Source organism: Bacillus sp. OK048 (genome assembly GCF_900103525.1).
Taxonomy (GTDB): Bacteria; Bacillota; Bacilli; order Bacillales; family Cytobacillaceae; genus Neobacillus.
In genome coordinates this window covers 555,364-577,535 of record NZ_FNHN01000002.1, presented here as the reverse complement: position 1 = coordinate 577,535, position 22,172 = coordinate 555,364, and the positions used below count along the sequence as shown (strand labels likewise).

At 38.9% G+C, this 22,172-nt stretch carries 21 protein-coding genes, 1 riboswitch and 1 other annotated feature; of the genes, 15 read left to right on the top strand and 6 right to left on the bottom strand.

All coding sequences use genetic code 11. From position 1 onward, the window contains the following. Positions 1 to 202 precede the first annotated feature (202 nt). Positions 203 to 343: riboswitch (SAM riboswitch) on the top strand. Positions 344 to 734: 391 nt separating this feature from the next. Together metK and asnB are read left to right on the top strand one after the other, a co-directional pair. Then, positions 735 to 1,934 carry a methionine adenosyltransferase gene (gene metK / locus BLR86_RS06245; RefSeq protein ID WP_090759379.1) on the top strand — a complete coding sequence of 400 codons (1,200 nt, stop codon included), beginning with the start codon at positions 735 to 737 and terminating at the stop codon, positions 1,932 to 1,934. A 198-nt stretch (positions 1,935 to 2,132) separates the two neighbouring features. Beyond that, positions 2,133 to 4,025, top strand: coding sequence for an asparagine synthase (glutamine-hydrolyzing) (asnB, locus tag BLR86_RS06240; RefSeq protein WP_090759377.1), 1,893 nt, complete (start codon positions 2,133 to 2,135; stop codon positions 4,023 to 4,025). 35 nt (positions 4,026 to 4,060) lie between these two features. Here the strand turns inward: asnB and BLR86_RS06235 are convergent, their stop codons facing one another. Then, complete coding sequence (locus BLR86_RS06235) at positions 4,061 to 4,573, bottom strand: gamma carbonic anhydrase (RefSeq protein WP_090759375.1); 513 nt, start codon at positions 4,571 to 4,573, stop codon at positions 4,061 to 4,063. Positions 4,574 to 4,653: 80 nt separating this feature from the next. On the opposite strand from BLR86_RS06235, the gene BLR86_RS06230 reads away from it, so the two are divergent. Both BLR86_RS06230 and BLR86_RS06225 read left to right on the top strand, forming a co-directional pair. Continuing rightward, complete coding sequence (locus BLR86_RS06230; protein ID WP_090759373.1) at positions 4,654 to 5,457, top strand: alpha/beta hydrolase; 804 nt, start codon at positions 4,654 to 4,656, stop codon at positions 5,455 to 5,457. A gap of 138 nt (positions 5,458 to 5,595) precedes the next feature. Then, complete coding sequence (locus BLR86_RS06225; protein WP_090759371.1) at positions 5,596 to 6,678, top strand: tetraprenyl-beta-curcumene synthase family protein; 1,083 nt, start codon at positions 5,596 to 5,598, stop codon at positions 6,676 to 6,678. A 64-nt stretch (positions 6,679 to 6,742) separates the two neighbouring features. Here the strand turns inward: BLR86_RS06225 and BLR86_RS06220 are convergent, their stop codons facing one another. The 3 genes from BLR86_RS06220 to BLR86_RS06210 all read right to left on the bottom strand — a co-directional run bounded on the left by BLR86_RS06220 (position 6,743) and on the right by BLR86_RS06210 (position 9,328). Continuing rightward, a complete protein-coding gene (locus BLR86_RS06220) occupies positions 6,743 to 7,321 on the bottom strand; it encodes a YhcN/YlaJ family sporulation lipoprotein (protein ID WP_090759369.1) in 579 nt (192 codons plus the stop codon). Positions 7,322 to 7,790: 469 nt separating this feature from the next. Beyond that, a complete protein-coding gene (locus tag BLR86_RS06215; protein ID WP_090759368.1) occupies positions 7,791 to 8,363 on the bottom strand; it encodes a tRNA 5-(aminomethyl)-2-thiouridylate-methyltransferase MnmM in 573 nt (190 codons plus the stop codon). 2 nt (positions 8,364 to 8,365) lie between these two features. Continuing rightward, positions 8,366 to 9,328, bottom strand: a complete 963-nt coding sequence (locus BLR86_RS06210; RefSeq protein WP_090759366.1) for a tRNA modification radical SAM protein MnmL/YtqA — start codon at positions 9,326 to 9,328, stop codon at positions 8,366 to 8,368. A 216-nt stretch (positions 9,329 to 9,544) separates the two neighbouring features. On the opposite strand from BLR86_RS06210, the gene BLR86_RS06205 reads away from it, so the two are divergent. From BLR86_RS06205 to BLR86_RS06185, 5 genes are all read left to right on the top strand, one after another. Then, entirely contained in the window at positions 9,545 to 9,832 is a 288-nt protein-coding gene (locus BLR86_RS06205; RefSeq protein ID WP_090759364.1) for a YtzC family protein, read from the top strand. After that, the gene (locus BLR86_RS06200; protein ID WP_090759362.1) at positions 9,829 to 10,008 is read left to right on the top strand and encodes a glycogen biosynthesis protein GlgD; all 180 of its coding nucleotides are present in this window, start codon (positions 9,829 to 9,831) and stop codon (positions 10,006 to 10,008) included. The genes BLR86_RS06205 and BLR86_RS06200 overlap by 4 nt, the downstream gene beginning before the upstream one ends. Positions 10,009 to 10,291: 283 nt before the next feature. Further along, on the top strand, positions 10,292 to 11,110 hold the full coding sequence (locus tag BLR86_RS06195) for a hypothetical protein (protein ID WP_090759360.1): 819 nt from the start codon (positions 10,292 to 10,294) through the stop codon (positions 11,108 to 11,110). A gap of 99 nt (positions 11,111 to 11,209) precedes the next feature. Further along, positions 11,210 to 11,734: a cytochrome c3 family protein gene (locus BLR86_RS06190; protein ID WP_090759358.1), complete on the top strand. Its 525-nt coding sequence runs from the start codon at positions 11,210 to 11,212 to the stop codon at positions 11,732 to 11,734. 2 nt (positions 11,735 to 11,736) lie between these two features. Next, a complete protein-coding gene (locus BLR86_RS06185) occupies positions 11,737 to 13,188 on the top strand; it encodes an ammonia-forming cytochrome c nitrite reductase subunit c552 (protein ID WP_090759355.1) in 1,452 nt (483 codons plus the stop codon). 144 nt (positions 13,189 to 13,332) lie between these two features. Here BLR86_RS06185 and BLR86_RS06180 read toward each other — a convergent pair whose 3' ends face one another. Beyond that, a complete protein-coding gene (locus BLR86_RS06180; RefSeq protein ID WP_139185574.1) occupies positions 13,333 to 13,896 on the bottom strand; it encodes a hypothetical protein in 564 nt (187 codons plus the stop codon). Between BLR86_RS06180 and BLR86_RS06175 the strand changes: the two genes are divergently transcribed. From BLR86_RS06175 to BLR86_RS06155, 5 genes are all read left to right on the top strand, one after another. After that, positions 13,882 to 14,106, top strand: coding sequence for a hypothetical protein (locus BLR86_RS06175; RefSeq protein ID WP_090759351.1), 225 nt, complete (start codon positions 13,882 to 13,884; stop codon positions 14,104 to 14,106). The genes BLR86_RS06180 and BLR86_RS06175 overlap by 15 nt on opposite strands. 138 nt (positions 14,107 to 14,244) lie before the next feature. Further along, positions 14,245 to 15,432, top strand: a complete 1,188-nt coding sequence (locus BLR86_RS06170; RefSeq protein ID WP_090759349.1) for an MDR family MFS transporter — start codon at positions 14,245 to 14,247, stop codon at positions 15,430 to 15,432. A gap of 138 nt (positions 15,433 to 15,570) precedes the next feature. Further along, positions 15,571 to 15,793: a binding site (T-box leader), on the top strand. 42 nt (positions 15,794 to 15,835) lie between these two features. Beyond that, positions 15,836 to 18,256 carry a leucine--tRNA ligase gene (gene leuS, locus BLR86_RS06165; RefSeq protein WP_090759346.1) on the top strand — a complete coding sequence of 807 codons (2,421 nt, stop codon included), beginning with the start codon at positions 15,836 to 15,838 and terminating at the stop codon, positions 18,254 to 18,256. A 53-nt stretch (positions 18,257 to 18,309) separates the two neighbouring features. Further along, the gene (locus tag BLR86_RS06160; RefSeq protein WP_090759343.1) at positions 18,310 to 18,615 is read left to right on the top strand and encodes a rhodanese-like domain-containing protein; all 306 of its coding nucleotides are present in this window, start codon (positions 18,310 to 18,312) and stop codon (positions 18,613 to 18,615) included. Between the two features lie 96 nt (positions 18,616 to 18,711). Then, positions 18,712 to 18,897 (top strand): sporulation protein Cse60, encoded by a 186-nt coding sequence (locus BLR86_RS06155; RefSeq protein ID WP_090759341.1) that lies wholly within the window; start codon positions 18,712 to 18,714, stop codon positions 18,895 to 18,897. 131 nt (positions 18,898 to 19,028) lie between these two features. Here BLR86_RS06155 and BLR86_RS06150 read toward each other — a convergent pair whose 3' ends face one another. Then, positions 19,029 to 20,306, bottom strand: a complete 1,278-nt coding sequence (locus BLR86_RS06150; RefSeq protein WP_090759339.1) for a BaiN/RdsA family NAD(P)/FAD-dependent oxidoreductase — start codon at positions 20,304 to 20,306, stop codon at positions 19,029 to 19,031. Positions 20,307 to 20,542: 236 nt separating this feature from the next. On the opposite strand from BLR86_RS06150, the gene BLR86_RS06145 reads away from it, so the two are divergent. Continuing rightward, positions 20,543 to 22,162, top strand: coding sequence for a putative polysaccharide biosynthesis protein (locus BLR86_RS06145; protein WP_090759337.1), 1,620 nt, complete (start codon positions 20,543 to 20,545; stop codon positions 22,160 to 22,162). Positions 22,163 to 22,172: the final 10 nt, after the last annotated feature.

Sequence of the window (22,172 nt, the reverse complement as noted above, 5' to 3'; positions counted from 1 at the left end):
TTTTAGGATTTTTAATATTCAATATATTTGAAAATAGTATAACACATTCGGTTTAATAATCCATACTAATTAGAAAAAATGTGTTCTATTATTAACTGGAATTTAAAAATGGAAAAAGATCGTAGGTTTAGCCTAATTTTGCTAAAAATGTCATTGACAATGTTCGACAAATTCAAGTAAGATGTTAATTTGAATGGATACTCTCTTATCCTGAGCTGGTGGAGGGACAGGCCCTATGAAACCCAGCAACCTGCTTCATGAGAACAGAAACCCGTATCATCAATTCTATTCTCGATTGCAAAGGTGCTAATCTGACGCAAGGCCCCGCCTTGAACGATAAGAGTGAAAGGCCCGAGAATCACCTTTCCTCCGTGGGTAAGGTTTTTTTAGGCTCTTTTCTTAAACTTTGTTGCTTTTAGGAATAAAAATTAAAATTTAGCTAATTCTTCGCAGAAAACAGCATAAATATAATAAGAAAAGAGCTTGAAAACTAAATTCAAAGGCCCAAAAATAACTATTGCCTCGTTAAAATCGGCTTTAAGATTTTAACAACAATCGTTACTAAAAAAGCCTTTTTTTATGCAAAAGCCTTATATTTACAGAGTTGCTAATAAAAATCCTTTGTTTATTTCATACTAAGGGAATGAGTACCGTGTCAATGTCAGTGGTTCAAGAAGTATTCCTGTCACCTTCATATGAACCTTGATTTATCTCATAATAAAGGAGGAAATCAGATGTCAGCAAAACGTCGTTTGTTCACTTCTGAATCAGTAACCGAAGGTCATCCAGATAAAATCTGTGATCAAATTTCTGATTCGATTTTAGATGCAATTTTAGCAAAGGATGCAAATGCCCGGGTTGCAGCTGAAACATCCGTTACCACAGGGTTAGTCCTAGTTGCAGGCGAAATTACTACATCTACATACGTTGATATTCCAAAAATCGTTCGTGAAACCATTAAGGGGATTGGCTACAATCGTGCAAAATATGGTTTTGACTCTGAGACTTGTGCAGTGTTAACTTCGATCGGTGAACAGAGTCCGGATATTGCCATGGGGGTTGACCAGGCGCTTGAAGCACGTGAAGGCCTTATGTCCGATGAAGAAATTGAAGCAATTGGGGCAGGAGACCAAGGGTTAATGTTTGGTTATGCTTGTAATGAAACAAAGGAGCTTATGCCACTTCCGATATCACTCGCACACAAGCTTGCGCGCAGATTAGCAGAAGTACGTAAAGATAAAGTTCTTGAATACCTTCGTCCCGATGGTAAAACGCAAGTAACGGTTGAATATGATGAAAATGATAAGCCAATTCGTATTGATACGATTGTCATTTCGACTCAACATAATCCTGAAGTAACATTAGAGCAAATCCAACGGAACCTGAAGGAATATGTTATCAATCCAGTGGTACCAAAAGAATTATTGGATGAAAATACAAAGTATTTCATTAATCCAACAGGTCGTTTCGTTATTGGCGGTCCCCAAGGAGATGCTGGTTTAACAGGCCGAAAAATTATTGTCGATACCTATGGCGGTTATGCTCGACATGGTGGTGGCGCATTTTCTGGTAAAGATCCAACAAAGGTTGACCGTTCTGCGGCTTACGCTGCTCGTTATGTAGCAAAGAATATTGTCGCAGCAGGACTTGCAGATAAGGTTGAAGTTCAGCTTGCTTATGCAATCGGGGTAGCAAAACCAGTTTCAATATCTATTGATACTTTTGGTACTGGAAAAGTTAGTGAAGATGTGTTAGTTGAGCTTGTAGGCACAAACTTTGATCTTCGCCCTGCAGGAATTATTAATATGTTAAATTTACGTCGCCCTATATACCAACAAACAGCTGCATATGGCCATTTTGGCCGTACAGATGTTGACCTTCCATGGGAGCGCACAGATAAAGCTGACACATTACGTGAACAAGCAAATAGTTAAAAGAGAAAGGGAGTTGCATTATTATGTAACTCCTTTTTGCATTTAAACGTCTAAGTTTAAGTTAAAGAAATAAAGTGAAAACTGGTGAGTACCTGAATTTTCCTACCTTTCACACTGCCATTTTTAAAAAAATAGTGGTAGTATAATAAAGTATGTTTTTGATTAAGATTTTTTGAAATGGAGTAGGTGAAGTACATAATGTGTGGTTTTATTGGTTGTGTACACGACAAAACACAAAACTATAGTGATGAACAAATTCAAAAATTTAAAAGCATGAACGATATAATTACTCATCGCGGGCCAGATGACGATGGTTTTTACTATGATGATCATCTTCAATTTGGTTTTCGCCGCTTAAGTATTATTGATATTGAGAGCGGTCACCAGCCGTTAACGTATGAAAACGAGCGTTATTGGATTATTTTTAATGGTGAGGTTTATAATTACGTAGAACTTCGTGAGGAATTGATTCAAGCTGGTTTACAGTTTGCAACGAACTCTGATACTGAAGTTATCCTTGCTCTATACAGCCATTTGAAAGAAAAGGCTGTAGAAAAACTGCGCGGGATGTTTGCCTTTACGATATGGGATAAACAAGAACAAACTCTTTTCGGTGCAAGGGACCCATTCGGGATTAAACCGTTTTTTTATTTTGTAGATGGTGAGAGAACATTCTTTGCTTCAGAGAAAAAGAGCATCCTTTTAGCCCTTGAAAATGATGTTTTAGACTACGATTCGCTTCAGTACTATCTAACATATCAGTTTGTTCCAGAGCCAAATACGATGTCTAAGGGCATTTATAAATTAGAGCCTGGTCATTATTTTACAAAGAAAATTGGCTCCCCAATGGAAATTAAAAGGTATTGGAAAGCCCATTTTAACCCTGTACAAAAGTCAGAGTCAGATTTTATAAAAGAAATACAGGATGTGTTAATTGATTCGGTGAAAATGCATATGAGAAGTGATGTTCCAGTCGGTTCTTTTCTTTCAGGCGGAATTGACTCTTCAATTATTGCATCGATTGCCAAACAATTTCACCCAGGTATTAAGACGTTTTCTGTTGGATTCGAGCATCAGGGTTTCAGTGAAATTGATGTTGCAAAAGAAACAGCAGATAAGCTAGGGTTAGAAAACATCAGCTATGTGATTACACCGCAGGAATACATGAATGAACTACCGAAAATCATCTGGCATATGGATGACCCGCTTGCAGACCCTGCTTGCATTCCCCTTTACTTTGTAGCTCGTGAAGCAAGGAAGCATGTAACCGTCGTTCTTTCTGGTGAAGGGGCGGATGAATTGTTTGGCGGCTATAATATTTATCGCGAGCCACAGGATTTGGAAGTTTTTAATAAAATCCCAAGAGTTGGAAAAGTATTGTTAAAAGGGATTGCAAACATGATGCCTGAAGGAATGAAGGGCAAAAGCTTTATTGAACGTGGTGTCACACCGATGGAAGAGCGCTATATTGGGAATGCAAAAATGTTCACTGAAGATGAAAAAAGAGAAATGCTTTCCGTTTATCATGAAGGCTTACATTTCACAGATATCACGAAACCACTCTATACCGAATCAAAAGGTTATGATCCGGTTGATCGCATGCAATACATTGATATTCACACATGGATGCGTGGGGATATCTTATTGAAAGCAGATCGGGTGACCATGGCTCATTCCCTTGAGCTCCGGGTTCCATTTTTGGATAAAGAGGTTTTTGAAATAGCGTCGAAGATTCCAACCAGCTTAAAAACGGCTAATGGTACAACTAAATATATCTTGCGAAAAGCAGCGGAAGGTATCGTTCCGGATCATGTGCTAACCCGTAAGAAACTGGGCTTCCCTGTACCAATTCGCCACTGGTTGAAAAATGAGATGAATGAGTGGGCAAAAACGATTATTCGCGAAAGCAGCACAGATCATTTAATCAATAAAGCTTATGTATTAAAACTCCTTGAAGAACACTGCCAAAATAAAGCAGATAACAGCCGTAAAATCTGGACTGTTCTTATTTTTATGGTATGGCACCAGGTTTATGTAGAGGGGAAATATTCCTTTTCTGGACAAAAAGAACTGCTGACGATGAAAAATTAAAAATGGAGCACCCATAAACGATATGGGTGCTTTAATTATTTTTGTAATGACTTATAATACTGGGCTTTCTCTGCATATTCTGTATAAATCCTGTCCATTTCTTTTTTATCATGTTCATTTAATTCCCTAATAACTTTTGCCGGTCTGCCAAATGCTAATGTATTAGGAGGAATTTTTTTTCCTTGTGGAACAAGACTGCCTGCGCCGATAAAAGCACCTTCGCCGATTTCGGCCTGATCCAGAATAATGGAGCCCATCCCGATTAAGGCTTTTTTACGAATAATACAACTGTGGAGAGTTACTTGATGACCAATCGTTACATCATCCTCCAAAATCAATGGGTTATTTGGGCTTTGGTGCAGAACGGAATTGTCTTGGATATTAACCTTTTTTCCGATAATCGTTGGCGCTACATCTCCTCTAATGACGGAATTAAACCAAACGCTTGATTCTTCGCCAATTTCAACATCACCTGTAATGGTAGTGAAATCTGCAATAAATGCTGTGTCTGCAATTTTAGGATGTTTATCTTTGTATGGATAGATCATTTTAGTCGCTCCCTTTTGACTGAAATACATATTCATTCTAATATTATACTAAATAGAAAAATTTTCTAGGGGGAAAAATCATGTGGAAGTGGGAAGCAGAAGGGGAAGCGAAGGCTGTAATCGTGATGGTCCATGGAGCAATGGAACATCACCAGCGTTATGGCTGGCTCATCGAAATGTGGCGTAGTTCTGGATTTCATGTCATTATGGGTGATCTTCCTGGACAAGGTATGACAACAAGATCCCGCAGAGGCCATATTGATTCATTTGAAGAGTACCTAATTGAAGTAAAGGAATGGATAAAAGCCGCCTATCGTTATGAGCTGCCTGTTTTTTTATTGGGCCATAGTATGGGTGGGTTAATTTCTATCCGTTTGCTGCAGGATGAACAATTAGACTTGGCAGGAGTGATCCTCACCTCTCCTTGCTTAGGCCTTGTTCATAGTCCATCAAAATTATTAGATTTGTTATCACATGGAATAAATGTTATTTTTCCAACTTTACGAATGAATTCTGGTTTAACAGTGGATATGGCGACTAGCAACCAGGATGTTATTGAAGCAGATGCAAATGACACACTGTATATCACGAAGGTCTCGGTTCGATGGTACCGTGAATTAGTAGCAGCCATGAAACAGGCATTTTTTTCAATTGAGGGCACAAAGGATGTACCGATGCTGGTGATGCAAGCAGGGGATGATAAAATAGTAAATAAGCGACCTGTAAAAGATTGGTTTAACCAGGCACCATTATCAGAAAAGAGATTTAAGGAATGGCCAAAGCTCTATCATGAAATTTTTAATGAACATGAGCGGGAAGATGTTTTTGAGTACGCGAAGGATTTTGTCAATAGTCAATTAAAAGCAATAGGTTATATTGTGTAAAAGGGCTGTTTTCAAAGATTGTTGTTAAAATCTTAAAGCTGATTTTAACGTGGAAAGAGTTATTTGCGCTTTTGAATATAGTTTGCAGAATCTTTTCTTATCAGAAAAGATCCTCTAGGAAGGGGTTGATATTTCTCCATGATGCCAATTAAACTCATGTCGAAGGTATATCGTCATATTATTCCAGCTGTTCATCAAGAATTGAGTTATTGGAGGCAACGTGCAGAAAGTATTCCAAACGAGGAGCTTCGAACACAGGCGCTTGCAAGTATTGAACACAAAACGTTTCATTGTGAGGGTGGGGGGATTCTAGGCCTTTGCGCTAAGGATGATTATAAAAAGGCAGTCAAATTTATTGTAGCCTATCAAACGATTAGTGATTACTTAGATAATCTTTGTGACCGGAGCACATCGCTGGATCCAATGGATTTTGCTGCCCTGCATGAATCGATGCATGATGCGCTGACCTTAGAATGTGAACCGAAAAATTATTACCGCCTTCGAGTCGATCAAAACGATGGCGGTTACCTAAATGATCTAGCTGAAACATGCAGATCTGTATTGCGGGAACTAAAGCACTATTCTTTGATAAGAGATTATCTATTGGAGCTTTGCGAATACTACTGTAGTTTGCAAATCCATAAGCATGTTGTTCAAGAAGATCGAGTACCTCGGCTGGAAAAATGGTTTGAAGATCATCAAAACAAACTGCCAGCGATGGAATGGTATGAGTTTTCAGCATGCTCTGGTTCCACATTGGGGATATTCTGTCTGGTTTCTTATGCGATGAGAGAAGATTTCCAAGCGGAGGATGCAGACAATATCATGAAAGGATATTTTCCATACATACAGGGGCTTCATATTTTGTTGGATTATTTTATCGATCAAGAAGAAGACCTAGAAGGCGGCGACTTGAATTTCTGCTTTTATTATGACAATCAAGAAACTCTTTTTAATCGTTTAAAGCACTTTGTCCATGAGGCAGACCGACATACTGAGTTCCTGCCACATAAAAAATTTCATCAGCTAATCAACCGTGGCTTGTTAGGAATTTATTTATCTGACGGGAAGGTTCGCAAGCAGAAGAAAATACGGAAATTAGCAAAAGAAATGATTAAGACAGGTGGTATTATCAGCTATTTCTTTTATATCAACTGTATTGCTTACAGATCCGTACAGAAATGGATTCCCACTCTTTTCACTAGACCTTTCGTAAAATAAAACGGTCAGCCAGAAATATTTTCTGGCTGACCGTTTTTTAAGTGGGTCGTTCGTTGAAAATTATTTATCGTGCAGTTGGGAAGGTTCGTCTTACTAATGTATTAAATTCATCAAAAAATCCCGCAACTGGATGACCGTTTCGAATATCATTTGCATATGAAGTCGTTCTGGTATAAAAGTCAGGATTTACTGATACATATACATTGTTAATACTTCGATCCGTTGACTTCACGACATCAGCTATTTTTCTCTCGACATCTCTTTCAAGCCGATTCCCCGTATCATTTGCTAATCTGACCGCTACGTATGCATTATGATCTGTCACAAGGACATTTGCATGTTCTACTTCGTGCATAGAAACAATTTTGTCTGTAACTTCATCCGCTACAGCAATCCGATTATTATGGTTATTAACATTGGTAACATTTCTGTTTACGTTAGTACGATTATAGTCGCGATTTGTGTAGTTAACGTTACGATTATAGTTACCATTTGTGTAGTTTGGATTGTAGTTTACGTTTTCATAGTTATTACGATCCTTATTTCTCATTGCAGTTTCATTTGCGTTATTCTTAGTTGTTCCACATGCGGTGAGTAGCAATGATGATAATGCAGCAGAAACCATAAGCGTTTTCCATTTCATGTTTGTTAACCTCCTTAAATTATCAATCCTTTTTAGTTTGCTAAAACTATATCTGATTATTCATTTAACAAATCTCTAATATTTGGGTTATTTTTTATCTTTTAAAATAAGACTGTGTTAAAGGTAAATGTTGATTTCACTCAATTTGAAAAATAGGCGGAGAAATTCCGTTTATTTCGGGAAATTCCCATATTTCCCTTAAAATAAGCGGAGTTTTTCCGGTTATACGTTCCAAAACGATGGCTTTTGTCTTATTGTGAACAGTTAATCGGAATATCTCCGCTTATATCTGCTCCTTAAGCCTCTACTATCGACATTAGCCGGAAATTCTCCGCTTAAAAATTTTTCTGCACGAAAATCAACAATGAATAATAACAGAACCTAAAATAAAAAAAGGGTGATACATTTTAAAATGTATCACCCTTTTTTTGTGTTTATTTCATTAAGGTCTTGATAACTGCGGCCTGGTTTATCTTTTTTCGATTGCAACAATAAAAGGCGGATTATTTTGTTGATTAATAAATCGGTATTGTAAGACATGCGCTTTTTGTTGATCAATATCCTGACAGTAGCTCAACAAAGCGTCACGTTCGAGCGCTCCCTCATCATGACCATGGTAAATCACAAGAATGATTACACCTTCAGGGGTCATAATCTCAAGTAATTGTTCAATGGCCGAGATGGTCGTCTCTGGTTTTGTAACAATGGATTTATCACTGCCTGGTAAATAACCTAAGTTAAAAATCGCTGCCCTTATTTTTCCGTGTTGTTCAACAGGAATTAAGTTGGTTAGCGATTCGTGCCCCGCATGAAAGATGGTCACCCGGTCTGCGATTCCGTGTTGGATAAGTCTTTCTCTACTGGTACGTATGGCTTCCTCTTGCACATCAAATCCATACACTCTGCCATTTTGACCAACAAGATTTGCGAGAAATAGTGTATCATGACCATTCCCTACTGTAGCGTCAACAACTATTTCACCAGATGTAACTGCGTTATGGAGTAATTTCTTTGCAAAGGGGAGTATTCGATCAAGCTTCATTCCTAAGCCTCCACTGTGCTTTTTTGATAAAATTTACCTTGATAGCTGTCTCTTCTTTTTAACTCCGCATCTATTGCATTTAGTACTTCCCACTTATTTACACTCCACATCGGTCCAACCATTAAGTCAATTGGACCATCACCAGTAATGCGGTGAACAATCATTTCCGGCGGTAAAATTTCTAATTGATCACATACTAAATTTACATAGTCCTCTTGGGAGAGAAAATCGAGCATTCCTTTTTCGTATTGTTTCACCATCGGCGTTCCTTTTAGTAAGTGAAGCAAATGAATTTTTATTCCTTGAACATCAAGTTTCGCCACTTCTCTTGCTGTTTCCATCATCATTTCATTGGATTCTAGCGGCAATCCATTAATGATATGGGAGCAAATTCGAATTCCATGTTTTCTAAGTTTATTTACACCTTCGATATAACATTGAAAATCATGTGCACGATTGATTAATAATGCAGTACGTTCATGGACTGTCTGTAAGCCGAGCTCGACCCATAAATAAGTCCTTTGATTTAATTCTGCTAAGTATTCTACGACGTCATCAGGCAGACAATCGGGACGAGTGGCAATCGATAATCCGACTACTCCTTCTTGTTTGAGAACCTTCTCAAATTTTTCACGGAGAACCCCAACAGGTGCATGGGTATTTGTATAGGCTTGAAAGTATGCCATATACTTGCCATCTTTCCATTTTGTATGCATTTTTTCCTTGATTTCAAGGAATTGTGTTTCTAAATCGTCTGTCCGGTCACCGGCAAAATCACCAGAACCAGCGGCGCTGCAAAACGTACATCCACCGTGGGCGACGGTGCCATCACGGTTTGGGCAGTCGAAACCGCCATCTAATGCAACTTTAAAAACTTTATGGCCAAATTGCTGGCGTAAATGATAATTCCAAGTATGATAACGTTTATCGTCAGTAGCATATGGAAAAGGGTTGGTCTGAGTCAATTCAGAAACCTCCTTTATATTTTTGAACATAAAGTAAATTTTAACATGAAAATAAAGGCATATCCAACTGAATTGTTTACCAGTAATTATCAATCGTTTGATGTAATAGGAAAAAGGAGAGAGCACAAAATAAGACATGAAGCACTTTGCTTCAAAAAAGGAAAGCAGAACGAAACAAGTGTTGAAGTGTGTTACCAAAAAAAAGGGGGTCCTTAAATGGCTACACGTGCTTCAATGGACGCATTAATGCAGCAGTGTGAGGATACAATTCGCTATGCGAAAGAACAATTTGAAGAAAGCAGCCTTCAAGAGCAATATAACAATGATGACTATACGAAGGCCTTACAGGATCTTGAACAAACCTATCAAGATATAGCAAAGATGGCCCATAGCGCAAATTCCCAGCAGCGGGACCAACTTCACCGTATGAGACTGCAAATTCAGCAGCTTCAAAATACATTGATTTTAGAAGGACAGACTTATACGGGAGGTAGCCTATCTTGAAAAAACGTTCAAAGCAAAATAACCCAGAACAAAAAACAAGAAATGGTGTTAACAATCAAGATCTTGAGCTTGGTCAGGATGTTGATCTTGTTAAGCAATCGAAAAAGAACTACGAAAAATCAGGTGGACAACCGGTGAAGTCGAAGTTTCACCAAGAAAAAAATCAATCATCTTAATAAAGCTAAAAAGCCTTCAACTTTGGTTGAAGGTTTTTTATATGCCAAAAACCCTAAAAACACAGTGAAAATAAGGTAAAATTCCAGTTCACAAATTAGAAATAACTATATTACTATTTGTGATGTTGGTCACAGAATGAGCTGGGCTAACATGGGATAAATAAAATATGAATTTCAGCAATCATTACTAAATAAAACACAGACCTTGATAATAAAATAATTTTTTTTGTATTTATTGTGAATGAGTTCACAATAAATACAAAATTTGAAAGGAAGTAAGACGATGGAGAGATTAAGTTTTATCTTTTGTTTACTGCTCCTATTAAACCCTGCAATAACGACAGCAGAAGAAAATGAAAACATCCTGAAAATGCAGGAACTTTCCATAAAAGTCATGCCAGAATTTACTTACCATCCAAATGATGTGAACAAAGAACATCCGCCATTATTAATTGGTTACCAAGGTTCCATGCTTAATCAATCAGAACAGCCGCAAAGAGGGCAAATAGAATTACCGCTGCCTATGGGGGATAAAAACTTTCGAATTGGCTATGTTGCGGATTATTCCAGTGACTTATCGAATGTGTATGAAATTGAATATACAATCGATCAAGAAAAAGGAACCATTTCCTGGATAACAAGTGAAGAAATTCAGCCAAATGATGTTTATAAATTCGTTGTCGAATTTTATACAGATACGATCAAAGTTGAAAATGAAAAGAAGTCAGTTGAATTTCAATATAAGAGCTTCACGGATGTTGGCTTATTCAATGTTTCATTCATTCAGCCCCTCCAAGCAAAAAACATAGAACTTAATCCTGTACCTGAAAAGAAAAAAACACATGCGGATGAAGAAGGCGTATATTCCTATAACTTCCAAGGATTGAAAGCTGGAGAAGAGAAAAGTTTCGAACTTTCTTATGAACGAGCTGAAACAAAAACTACGATTGAGCTGATGGAGAAGCAAGAACAACAGCCAGTTGAAAAAGTAGATAGTAAAAAAGGCTCTAGTATTCTTTCTATCGCAGCAGTCAGTGGAGCAGGATTACTTTTTGCAGGTGCCTTTACTTTGTTCCTAAAAAGAAACCGAAAAAAGAACTAACAATGTAAGACCATTCCTTGTGGCAATAGAGTGCAACTTGTACTTTATTCAATAAATAACTAGAGAGAGATTGATCTAAATAATATGGGAGGTGAAAGGATGTTAAAAAAAGGGTTCAAAAAATTGTGGTCTATTGATAAAAGGGTATTACTTTTAGGGGCACTGATAGCAGGTGTACTCTTTTCCTTTGGCACAGTTAAAACAATGGCTTACTTAGATTCACCAGGGTTTTGTCAAAACTGCCATACAATGAAGTCGGTTTATACGTCATTTGTGGATTCTACTCATGCAGAATTGCAGTGTAACGACTGCCATTTACCTCATGAGAGTGAGGCTGGAAAATTATTTTTTAAAGGCCGCGCTGGGATGACACATATCTATTATAACACCTTAGGTACTGAAGACATTCCGGATCGAATTTATGCGACGACGCGCACAATGAGGGTCATTAATCAAAACTGTGCTGATTGTCATAAGAGTACGATTAGTAATGTCTCACATGATGCGAAAGACAACTGTATGTCATGTCATCAGACAGTACCACATGGAAAAGATTTTAAGGATGATACCTTTGACCAGGCACCAAAGTCTGGCGAATTATTAAAAAATAAGGGAGGATTTTAAGAATGAATAGGTTCCGTTATGGGGCATACCTCCTTCTATTAGTATTTGTACTCGTCATTACTGGCTGCAGCAATTCCAGTGAGGATGCAGGCGGTAAAACAGCAAGTGCTAAGGAAGCGAAGGGGACAACAGGCCTTTCTAAGGATGAAATAAGCAATGAAGCATTTAAAGAATTATTTCCGCTTCAATATAATAGCTATATGAAGAATGAGAAGATGGAAGATACAAAATACGGAGGTTCAGTGAAACGTAGTAAGTATGATCCAGATAAAGAGCCTTTACTTCCAGTTCTTTTCAATGGTTATGGGTTTGCGACAGAATATAATGAAGAACGTGGACATGTTTATGCACTCGAAGATATCAAGAATGTAAAACGTATTACTGATAAGTCAGTGGGTTCTTGTTATACGTGTAAGTCAACTGCCGTTCCGCAAATGATTGAAGAAATGGGTGACGAGTACTGGGGTGCCAATTTTAATTCTGTAATTTGGCCAAAAGGGGAAGCAATGGGACATTCGCCAATCGGTTGTTCTGACTGTCATGATCCTGAAACAATGGATTTACGCGTTACCCGCCCAAGCTTTTACAAAGCTCTAGAAGCAAAAGGTGTTGATACTTCAAACCCAACGAAAAACGATATGCGCAGTTATGTTTGCGGACAGTGCCATGTTGAGTATCACTTTGCAGCTAGTAACAGCGAAGTAACCTTCCCATGGGATAATGGCTTCAAACCAGATGATATGTATGAATATTATAATACAATTGCCAAAGAAAATGGCTTTGAAAAGGACTGGGTTCACAATATTTCTGGTGCACCAATGTTAAAAGCACAGCACCCTGAATTTGAAACACATGCTAGCGGCACACATGGTAAAGCAAATGTGTCTTGTGCTGATTGTCATATGCCATATGAGCGTGTCGATGGTAAGAGAAAGATTACTTCACACTATTGGACTTCACCACTTAAAACAATGGATACATCATGTGGGCAATGCCATGGTGACCGTGATTTAGACAAATTAAAAGACCGGGTCATCGAAATCCAAGATGCCAATGTAAGTGCATTACATGAAGCGCAGGATATATCAACATCTGCTCACTATTATATTAATAAGATGATTACATCTGGAGTCAGCCCAGACAAAATCAAGCAGGCTCAAGAATTTGTCCGTAAGGGTCAATGGTTCTGGGATATTGTTGCAGCTGAAAACTCTTCAGGCTTCCATAACCCACAAGGTTCAATGGATTCATTAAGAGAGTCAGTTGTACAATCTAATAATGCCATTCGCCTTGCAACAGAAGAGTTAGTGAAAATAGGTGTGAGCATTGAAGAGCTTAATTCCGAGATTGAAAAAGCGAAAACAGCGGTACAAGCTGAAACTGTAAATGATAAGAAAAAGGATCATGCTATTAACAGCTACTTCCCTGCACAGCAGCCAGTAGCAAAAAAATAAACCCTTTCATCAATTTACTTAATCGTCCCGCTAAGAAGGATTAAGAAAGAATGAGAAAGAGTCTATAAAGGCCATGGAAAACACTGCTTTCACTGTGAGAGCGGTGTTTTCTTCTGTATATTTTGGCAAATGTAGAGCCGTGTGTCAATTTGTATGCGTGTAAGAGGAGCTTTCGGGCGCCATTTTACCAAAAAACAAAAAAGAGAGTTTTCGGTCAAGTGGGGAGCCGCCATGTGCTCCAAAAAAAAAGGAGAGTTTTCGGTCAAGTGGGGAGCCGCCATGTGCACCAAAAAATAAAAAGGAAAGTTTTCGGTCAAGTGGGGAGCCGCCATGTGCTCCAAAAAACAAAAAGGAGAGTTTTCGGTCAAGTGGGGAGCCGCCATGTGCACAAAAAAATAAAAAGGAGAGTTTTCGGTCAAGTGGGGAGCCGCCATGTGCACAAAAAAAAAAAAAAGAGAGTTTTCGATCAAGTGGGGAGCCGCCATGTGCTCCAAAAAAAAAAGAGAGTTTTCGGTCAAGTGGGGAGCCGCCACTTACCCCAAAAAACAAAAAAGGAAATTTTCGGTCAAGTGAGATGGCACGAAAAAAATAATAGGGAGTTTTTCGGAATTTAACCGTCGCCCCTGGTCTAAAACCATGGATATTACAATATTTTATATTGAGATTCCAATCCATATGAATGGAGAGACCAAAATGTTTGTTGTTCATTTTCTTGAAAACAAAAACCAACTCTTAATTCAACTTCTAAAGCATGTACCTTCAGTTGGTGACGATGTAGTAATAAAAGGGCGCAAAGGGAAAGTATCAAGTGTTACAAACGTAGATGAAAAACATATTCAAGTGCAGTTGTTTTTTGAGAAGGTCATTGTTAATAAGGGCAAAACTGTAGTAGATAATTCTAAAAAGAAAAAGCGGTAAGTAAATGTTCAAAAAGCCCATATTACAGGGCTTTTTTTTATTATTACAACAATTAAGAAAGGCATTGCACGGATACGGGAATGAGACTACAATATCCTTTGGAACTTGAATTAAGTAATAGATAAAGGAGCGTTTTTCATGCCACGTGCCTTATGGCTGTTAATTATTGGGATGGCAGTGAATGTAACAGGCAATTCCTTTTTATGGCCATTAAATACAATTTATATTCACGATCATTTAGGTAAGTCATTATCGATGGCCGGGGTTGTTTTAATGCTAAACTCCGCTGCGAGCGTCATTGGAAATCTTTATGGAGGCAGCCTCTTTGATAAAATCGGCGGCTACAAATCTAGTCTTCTAGGAATTGGTATATCGCTTGCAGCTCTTATCGGGTTAACTTTCTGGCATGGCTGGCCAGAATATATTGTCTTCTTAACCATCGTTGGTTTTGGAAGTGGAGTCACTTTCCCAGCCATGTATGCGATGGCAGGAATGGTTTGGAAGGAAGGCGGACGTAAGGCCTTTAACGCCGTTTATATTGCGCAAAACCTTGGAGTAGCAGTCGGAGCCGCACTTGGCGGTATTCTCGCCGATTACTCATTTGAATTAATCTTTCTTGCTAACACCGTTATGTATATTATCTTTTTACTAATTGCTGTTTTTGGCTATAAAGGGATTTCAATTGATCCAGCTAAACAAGCGAATAGCGTTCAGGATGCAGCATTTGTAAAGAATAGAAAAAATCTCTATGCATTATTGATTTTATGTTCAGGTTACCTGCTATGTTGGGTTGGTTATGTTCAATGGATGACAACGATTGCTTCTTATACACAGGAAATTAGTATATCATTATCGCAATACAGCCTATTATGGACGATGAACGGTGCATTAATCGTTCTAGGTCAGCCATTATTAAATGTCGTGCTTAAGCGTCTTGCTACCACACTTAAGATACAAATTCTCATCGGGATTGCTATTTTTATTATTTCTTTCCTTATAGCAGGAAATGCAGCCGCATTTTCAGGATTTCTAGTAGCGATGATTATTTTAACCATTGGGGAAATGTTTATTTGGCCGGCAGTCCCAACAATCGCCTTTGAATTAGCACCAAAAGGGCGCGAAGGGTTTTATCAAGGAATCGTTAATAGTACCGCAACCGGAGGTAGAATGATTGGTCCATTATTAGGAGGAATACTTGTTGATCTTTATAGTATGTCCATCCTATTCTTCGTGTTAATAGCCTTGTTCGTTATTGCAATCCTAACCACGTTGGTTTATGACCGTATCTTGAAAAAAGAAAAGCAATTTAATGTAAACCTAACCTAGCTTTTATTCAACCGGCTTCCTACTTGGAAGCCGGTATGTTTATGTTTAAAAAATATTCCTTAAGGTCAAACTGTTTTATGTGATTGTTACTTGCATCCTGCAGGGAAATTTAATACAATAACCGTAATACTTTTATATTTAATAACCTTGATTAGGAATAGTAGTGATTTATACCTGTTTTAGAGAGTTGACGGCTGGTGGAAGTCAACCAGGTACATCATGAACTCGCCTATGAGTTGCAGACATGAACGAAGTAGTAATGTTTGCCGTTTGCCGCGTTAAGGTGAATGAAGCGAGTGTTAACAACACTAATGTGGGTGGTACCGCGGGAAGATACATAGACAATCCTCTCGTCCCTTTTGGGATGAGGGGTTTTTTTAATTTTTTTTAGGAGGCAGCACTTATGAGTTTCGATCATCAGCATATCGAGAAGAAGTGGCAAAAGAAATGGGAAGAAGAAAAGACATTTAAAACGGGTGAAGAATATGATAAACCAAAATTCTACGCATTAGATATGTTTCCTTATCCATCTGGGGCTGGTCTGCATGTTGGGCACCCTGAAGGATATACAGCTACGGACATTCTTGCACGTTTAAAAAGAATGCAGGGATACAATGTCTTACATCCGATGGGCTGGGATGCTTTCGGTTTACCGGCAGAACAATATGCATTGGATACTGGGAACGACCCTGCAGAATTCACAGAGAAAAATATTAACACGTTCCGGAGACAAATTAAAGCATTAGGTTTTTCTTACGACTGGGATCGCGAAGTAAATACAACGGACCCAGAATACTATAAGTGGACACAATGGATCTTCTTAAAGCTATGGGAGAAGGGTCTAGCTTATATTGATGAAGTTGCTGTAAACTGGTGCCCGGCACTTGGCACCGTATTGGCAAATGAAGAAGTTATTGATGGGAAGAGTGAACGTGGAGGACATCCGGTTGAACGCAGACCAATGAAGCAGTGGATGTTGAAAATTACGGCTTATGGTGACCGTTTACTTGAGGACCTAGAAGAGCTTGATTGGCCGGAGAGCCTTAAAGAAATGCAGCGTAACTGGATTGGTCGTTCAGAGGGAGCTGAAGTTACGTTTGCTATTGATGGACATGATGAAACATTTACCGTATTTACGACTCGTCCTGATACCCTATTTGGTGCAACGTATGCAGTTCTGGCACCAGAGCATTCTTTTGTGAATAAAATTACCACAGCCGAGCAGCGTGCAGCGGTGGATACTTATTTAGACAAAGTCAAAACGAAGAGTGATCTTGAGCGTACGGACTTAGCGAAGGAAAAGACGGGCGTATTTACTGGTGCTTATGCAATTAATCCAGTAAACGGTGAAAAAATGCCAATCTGGATTGCTGATTATGTGTTAGTAAGTTACGGTACTGGTGCGATCATGGCGGTGCCTGCACATGATGAGCGTGACTATGAGTTTGCGAAACAATTTGACCTTCCAATTATTCCTGTGGTTGCAGGCGGTGATGTTGAAACGGAAGCCTATACAGGTGATGGTGAACACATCAATTCTGGATTCTTAAATGGCTTAAATAAAGAGGAAGCAATCACAAAGATGATAGCTTGGTTGGAAGAGAAGGAAATTGGGACGAAAAAGGTAACATTCCGTCTACGCGATTGGTTGTTCAGCCGTCAGCGTTATTGGGGTGAGCCAATTCCAATTATCCATTGGGAAGATGGCACGATGACAGCAGTTCCTGAAGACCAACTGCCATTAACTTTACCGAAAACAAAGAACATCAAACCTTCGGGAACGGGAGAATCACCCCTTGCGGTGATCGATGACTGGGTAAATATAGTTGATCCAGAAACAGGCAAGAAGGGGCGACGTGAAACCAATACCATGCCTCAATGGGCCGGAAGCTGCTGGTATTATTTACGCTATATTGATCCAGAAAATGACCAAGCGCTTGCTTCACCGGAAAAATTAAAGCACTGGCTTCCAGTTGATGTCTACATTGGTGGTGCAGAGCATGCGGTTCTTCACTTACTATACGCTCGTTTCTGGCATAAGGTTTTATATGATATCGGGGTTGTTCACACGAAAGAGCCTTTCCAAAAGCTTTTCAACCAGGGAATGATCTTAGGTGAGAACAACGAAAAAATGAGTAAATCAAAAGGAAATGTTGTCAATCCTGATGTTATTGTTGACAGCCATGGTGCCGACACACTTCGTTTATATGAAATGTTTATGGGTCCACTAGACGCTTCGATTGCTTGGTCAACTAATGGCCTAGACGGATCTCGTCGTTTCTTAGATCGTATCTGGCGTTTACTGGTTGAAGATAATGGAGAATTAAATCCAAAAATTCAAGAAACTGAAGAAGCGTCAAATTTAGAAAAGGTCTATCACCAAACAGTGAAAAAGGTAACAGAGGATTACGAGGGCTTGAGATTTAATACCGCTATTTCACAAATGATGGTGTTTATTAATGAAGCTTATAAAGCAACTGTTCTTCCAAAGCATTTTATGGAAGGATTTGTGAAGATGCTTGCTCCTGTTGCACCACATGTTGCAGAGGAACTTTGGGAGAAGCTCGGCCATGCAGGTACAACCATTTCTTATGAAACATGGCCAGCTTATGATGAAGCGAAATTAGTGGATGACGAAGTTGAAATTGTGATTCAAGTGAATGGGAAGGTAAAGACTAAATTACTTGTTCCTACAGGCGCCAGCAAAGAAGCTTTAGAAGGAATTGCGATGGATGATGATCGGGTCAAGGAACAAATCGAAGGAAAAACGATTCGCAAAGTCATTACGGTTCCTGGTAAACTAGTGAATATTGTTGCAAACTAATAATGAGTTCCCCCTTTTTTACCGGGGGGAATCCTTTCTAAGGGGTTGGAAAGATGGAAGAAATTCAGATTATTACACCAGACGAATTAAAGAAAAAGCTCGAAGAAGGGGAGAAACTCGAGCTTGTTGATGTCAGAGAATACGAAGAGGTTGAGCAAGGAATGATTCCGGGTGCCAAACATATCCGGATGGGCGAGATTCCTGCTAATCTTGACTATTTTGACAAAGATAAAGAATATATCTTTATATGCCGTTCAAGCGCTCGTAGTGGGAATGTATGCTACTACTTGCAAGAACAGGGCTTCAAAGTTCGCAATATGATTGGCGGTATGCTTGCATGGCCAGGAGAAGTAAAATAAACGATTCCACTAGTGGAGTCGTTTTTTTTATGCATTTAATTTTTAATTTTCTGAAAAAGTGGAAATACTGTAAGAAAAACAGAAAGGAGAATAAATATGATCCAAGTTAAGTTGTTTGATCGCGAGCATGAAAAGGATTTAGAAAAGGAAATGAACCGATTTCTAAAAGGCATCGATGAACAAAAATTAGTAGATATTAAATACAATGTAGCAGCAATGCCTGAAGAAGAAGAGGAAGAACAAATCTATTGTTTTTCAGCGATGGTTATTTATCGGGCCTGATGTATGAAAAGCGGAAGCGCCTTGCCCAGGGGCGACAGGCATAAGACGAGCCGGCAAGAAGGTTGTTCTTTAACCTTATTGACGGATTGGCTTATGACCCCGAGCCACTAGGCGCTGTAGCTAGACAGGCATCAGGCCTGATAGTGTTTTTTTGCTGAAAGGGCAGCATTGGTTCCGGCGAGTCTTCCTGTTACCAAAGCAGAAGTGATGTTATATCCTCCAGTATAACCATGAACATCAAGAATCTCCCCGCAAAAATAAAGACCTTCCATTAATTTTGAACCCATTGTCTGCGGTTCAATTTCCTTTACGGAAACACCGCCCCCGGTAACGAATGCTTTTTCCAGCGGCAAGGTACCATTCACTTTTATCAAAAATTGTTTACAGCTTTTTGCAAAAGCACGGATCTTCTCATTGGAAATTATCGCACCTTGTTCTAAGGGGTCAATCTCACTATCTTCTAATAGAAACAACAAATAACGTTCAGGTAAAAACCCTTTTAACGTATTTTTTATGCCTTTCTTCGGCTCACTTTTTACTAACTTCACGATTTCTTGAAAAATTTCTTCTTCCTTTTTATCTGGCAAGGCATCTAACCCCATCGTAACCTCTTGTAATTTCCATTTTTTCATTGCCTTGACAACGAATTGACTGCAGCGAAGAACTGCTGGTCCACTAAGACCAAAATGAGTAAAAATCATATCCATTCGATGAGTAATAATGGCTTTCCCTTTTGGATTCAAAACACTTAGCTCAATTTCCCTTAATGACAACCCTTGCAGGGATTTATTTTTAATGAAGGGTTCATTCGAGGTGACAGGCACCTCAGTTGGGAACAGTTCCGTAATCGTATGTCCAGCTTTCTGTGCCCAGGCATAGCCGTCACCTGTTGAGCCAGTATGGGGAACTGATTTACCGCCGACGGCGATGACTACGGATTTTGTTTCGAATTCTGTTCCATTTTTTAATTTAACGGAAGAAACATGACCTTCCCGGTATACAATGTCTGAAACAGGGCTGTTGGTGTATACCTTCACTTTAAGCTTCTCTAATTGATTCAATAGGGCGTCCACCACAGATTGTGCTTTATTCGATACGGGAAACATCCGCCCGTGGTCTTCTTCTTTTAATTCAATCCCTAACTTTTGAAAAAACGTAATAATATCTTCATTACTAAAAATGGAAAAGGCACTATATAAAAACTTGCCATTACCGGGTAAATGCTTAATGATTTCCTCAACAGGCAGTCGATTGGTGACATTACAGCGCCCGCCGCCAGAAATGGCCAGCTTTCTGCCGAGCTTGTCCCCTTTATCAATTAACAGGACCTTTAAGCCCTTCTCTCCCGCAGCAATTGCAGCCATTAACCCAGAAGGGCCACCGCCAATTACAACAACATCGTATTGCATACTTCCACCAACTTTTGTATATTTCGTTTATTGACTCATCCTCTGCATTATTCCATTATAATCACTCTTTTTAAAAAGAAAACGAAAAAGTCCACCAAGACATGAAATTTTAATAAGGTTGTTAGTAGCATCCGCGCAAAAAGAGTTGTAAACTACTAGTAGTGTGCAAAAATGGTCGAATTTACTTTGCTCACCTGCGCACGAACTTTTCTTCACTAGGAAGGGATTCTAATCTTATGTCGTCTAAGCTTATAAGAGGAACGTTTATTTTAACATTGGGTACGATTATATCCAAGGTTCTAGGCTTACTTTATGTTATACCTTTTTATCAAATTGTAGGTTCAGAAGGAACAGCTTTGTATCAATATTCATACATCCCCTACACAATTTTTATTAGTATTGCCACGGCGGGAGTGCCGCTGGCTGTTTCAAAATTTATTTCAAAGTATAATGCACTCGAAGAATATGCGGTAGGCCGTAAATTGTTTAAATCAGGCTTACTTATGATGCTATTAACCGGTATTGCTTCGTTTATTATTTTGTATTTTTCAGCTCCACTTATAGCTGATATGATTATATCCAAAAAAGAGGACGTCGGATCGAGGGTAGAGGATATCATAACGGTTATCCGTGCAGTAAGTTTCGCCCTGATTGTTATCCCGTTTATGAGTTTAATTCGAGGATTCTTTCAAGGACATCAATCGATGGGACCGTCCGCTGTATCTCAAGTAGTCGAACAGATTGTCCGGATTGCCTTCACACTTGCAGGAGCCTATATCGTCATAAATTTTTTAAATGGAAGTATTGTAACAGCTGTAAGTGTGGCAACCTTTGCCGCGTTTGTTGGGGCAATTGGGAGTCTGGTGGTTTTATTTTGGTATTGGTATAAACGGAAACCGCATTTAGACCAGCTGCTCCAACATGATAAAGGGGAAGTACAGGTTTCGTTAAGAGAAATTTATAAAGAAATCCTTGTCTATGCAGCTCCCTTTGTATTTGTTGGGGTTGCTAATCCATTATTTCAAGCGATCGACCAAGTTACCTTTTCACGGGCAATGCAGGATATAGGTCACAGTTATAAAGCAGCCGAAGCAGCATTCTCCATTCTAAATTTTGAATCACATAAAATTGTGATCATCCCTGTTTCCCTTGCGACAGGGTTCTCGCTGGCTCTGGTTCCAAGTATCACCAAAGCTTTTGTGGATAATGATCAGAAAGGGCTTAAACAGCAATTAAATCAGACTTTTCAAGTGTTATTGTTCTTAACACTGCCTGCGGCAATCGGGCTTTCTCTATTAGCAGAGCCAATCTACACTGTTTTTTATGAGCACAAAGAGATTGGATATGAAGTACTAAAAGCCTATGCGCCAGTTGGAATTCTTTTTTCATTATTTTTAGTAACGAGTTCCATTCTGCAAGGAATTAATGAACAACGATGGACAGTATTAAGTTTGTTAATAGGATTACTGATTAAATTATCGCTGAATATTTCCCTAATTACTATGTTTGAAACAAAAGGTGCGGTGTACGCAACGGCGCTTGGATACATCGGAGCCATATTGATTCAATTAGTGGTTATAAAAAATTATGCAAAATACCCATTCTTATTTGTTTGGAGAAGGAGTTTGTTAATCGTTATTTTTGCTGGAATCATGTGGGCAGGGACGGAAATGGTTTACAAGCTGCTGTTGTTATTCCTAACTCCGGAATCTAAGTTTCAATCACTGTTAATCATTCTAGTTTGTGCAGCCGTAGGTGCTGTTATCTATTTTTACCTTGGATTAAAATCCGGGCTTGTTAACAGACTATTTGGTGATAAGGTAGACCGTATAAAAAGGAAATTACGAATGAATTAAACTCCTAAAA